This is a genomic window from Arsenophonus sp. ENCA, assembly GCF_002287155.1.
GTDB lineage: Bacteria > Pseudomonadota > Gammaproteobacteria > Enterobacterales > Enterobacteriaceae > Arsenophonus > Arsenophonus nilaparvatae.
The window spans coordinates 1-2476 of record NZ_NHNG01000660.1; the positions used below are offsets into that span (position 1 = coordinate 1).

Sequence of the window (2476 nt, forward strand, 5' to 3'; positions counted from 1 at the left end):
TTTCATCTTCACTGGCGACCCACCAGGGGGTGAAGTAGACTCGTTTCAGATAGCCCTTCGCCGTTTTTACCTGCCATACGCGCCCGGTGGGGTCGTAATAATGGGTGTCGGCATGCAGGTCCGTGCGAGCGCTGTCATCGCGGACATAACGCCAGTCATTCAAAAAATAGGGTTGGTAGGTGCGAATGGCCTGGCCTTTGTTGTCGTACTCGGTGCGTCCGGTGACCAACCAGCGGAAGGGTGTGAAGGTGGATAGCGGTTTACCGTCCGGCCCCTTCATCAACGCCCCGCTTTCATCCCGTTGCCACGCTTCACCGGGTGCTTGCCGAATGGCGGTTTGCAGTAGGCGTCCCAGGCCATCACTGAAGGTCACCTGTTGGCGGATTTGCTGCGCCGGGTCATCGTCACAACGGTCGGTGGTGAGCGTCACGATATGGGGCGGCCGCTTTTCTCCGGATGCTGTCGGCTTCATCCAACTGTCTGGGACATACCGTATTAATTGGGCAACCGGCAGCGGGGTGGTGAGCTTCAGTGCTGTGTTAACATCCGTCGGCAGGGTTATCGGTGTATTCCGGTAACCCACCGGCTTGCCGGTTTCGCTACCGTGAAACCGGGCTGTCGTCACCCGGCCCAGTGCATCCAGTGTCACGGTATGGACGTTATCATTGCTATCGGTCACCTTGACCGGGGTTAGAAAGCGCCAGTCGTACTCCGCGCAAGTAGTGAGGCCAACGGCATCTTGATACTGCATCACCACGCAGTCATGCGGGTCACGGGTGACGGCTACCGACCCTGTTAACAAGGTATCTCGGTAGGCTATCGGTAGCCAAAAATGGTCCGCTGCGGCGTAAGTCGCATAACCTTGTCGCGCGACCCACAGTGTGGCGTTTTTCTCCTGGTTGCGCGGGAAAAGATAGCCCGTTTGCTGATAGCCCGCGCGGGTGAGGGCGTCTGTCGTGATATCTTGGGCTAACGCGTTAACCACAGCCTCATCCAACACGGCGGTTTCGGTAAAGGCCACTCTCGGGGGTAGGCTGGTTTGTGTCAGTGTTGGTTTATCGTGCGCATCCAGGTACCAAACTTGTTGCTGGCATTATGAAGATGGACGGCTTCTCGGTACAACTCGGATAGATAAGCTGCCGGTGAAAACATAGACGCGACGTGGCCGGCAGAGACATATTGTAGGTCACGGTGCAGTAATGTGTTATCAGTGTTTGCTGTTACTTCGCTGATTGCGCGCTTGCCACGATGAGAGACTTTAACGGCAGTGGACGTGGGGTTTCCTAGCGGCTGAATATCAAGACTGCGGGTTTGCTCTTACCAGTCTCTTTCGGCTTTGCGCCGCTTTATACTGAGAAGCCTCTTCGGCCGCCCCATAAAGCAACTGACTTTCTGTATAGTTTAACGTTTCGCCGACTTTTTCACAGAATTCATCGAAAGAGCTGTGAGCGAGCTCGTCGAGTGAAATGCCGCTCGTTATTTTTGTTTTAGCCTTTTCAAATAAGCTATCGATTAAAGATTTGTCGTACATAATGATTTTTCCTTTTTAACGAACGCAAAAATGCATCACCCCGCCATTGTGCGGGGTGATTTAGGGTAAAATACTTTTTCAGTGGTGCGTGTCTTCGCTGGTTTTTTATGTTGGATTAACTAAAGTGTGCTTAAATTTCAATAACCGGATGTTTATCTCAATCCGTTTGCTTGAATTATCGCAGGGAGATTATTTGACGTTTTTCGGGTAACCACGCATATGCATTATCCCGCGTCTTTTATTGCAATTGTATCAGAGTAACAAACTTTTTGCGGACCGCACTAATACTTTTTATAAAAAACTTTGTCAGGTAGAGAGTCGGTGAGTCGCTTCATGTGATTAGCTTAGCTTTTCTGCAATATATCGTTCAAGACAGTTGCTTATCAATAAAAGGCCAGTGTGCGTTTATCGTTGCCGTCAGCCACCCGGACTTCGCGGGCGCTAATCGTCTCAATCAAAAAACGGGTGCCGGGGATCTGCTCGCCCTGCCGCAGTTCGGCCCGCTTGCCATCGGACAGCACCAGAAGCGCCATCAGTTGTTTGCCACTGCCGTAAATTTCTTCTACTGACGGTAAGCCCCCGGCGCGGGGCAAAATGGCCAACTCCCGGCCCGTAAGCGGTAAATTTGCTGTCCGGGCATCAATACCGCTCTCTTCCAGTTCGCGCTGAATGCGAGGCTGTCGCAAAAGGGGTGGAATTTTTTTTTCAACAATATCCCACCGTGCAGATTTTCTCTTTTTCTGATTTTAGTTTGTACAAATAATAGACTGAAAATCATCCATAATATCAGAGCAACCGCTCTTGATAAGTTATAGGCCATTGCATGCAGGGTAAATTCGAGCTTTACCGCTAATAATCCCTTACGCCGGAAACGTTCCAAACCCTGAATTCCCCGCAATGCTGAAAACACAGGTTCAACCATGCTCTTTCGCTGATTCAAGATTT

Annotated in this window: 3 protein-coding genes and 1 pseudogene; all 4 read right to left on the bottom strand. The window is 51.0% G+C overall.

The window, feature by feature from the left end; translation table 11 throughout:
* Nucleotides 1–1021 (bottom strand): annotated as a pseudogene (locus CBG25_RS17195) (virulence protein); the annotation flags it as partial.
* Between the two features lie 276 nt (nucleotides 1022–1297).
* Nucleotides 1298–1531: a hypothetical protein gene (locus CBG25_RS17200; RefSeq protein ID WP_290608171.1), complete on the bottom strand. Its 234-nt coding sequence runs from the start codon at nucleotides 1529–1531 to the stop codon at nucleotides 1298–1300.
* A gap of 383 nt (nucleotides 1532–1914) precedes the next feature.
* Nucleotides 1915–2133: a type IV pilus biogenesis protein PilP gene (pilP, locus tag CBG25_RS17205; protein WP_366212802.1), complete on the bottom strand. Its 219-nt coding sequence runs from the start codon at nucleotides 2131–2133 to the stop codon at nucleotides 1915–1917.
* Nucleotides 2094–2476: transposase (locus CBG25_RS17210; RefSeq protein WP_290608175.1), on the bottom strand; the 383-nt coding region annotated here is incomplete at its 5' end. The genes pilP and CBG25_RS17210, both read right to left, overlap by 40 nt.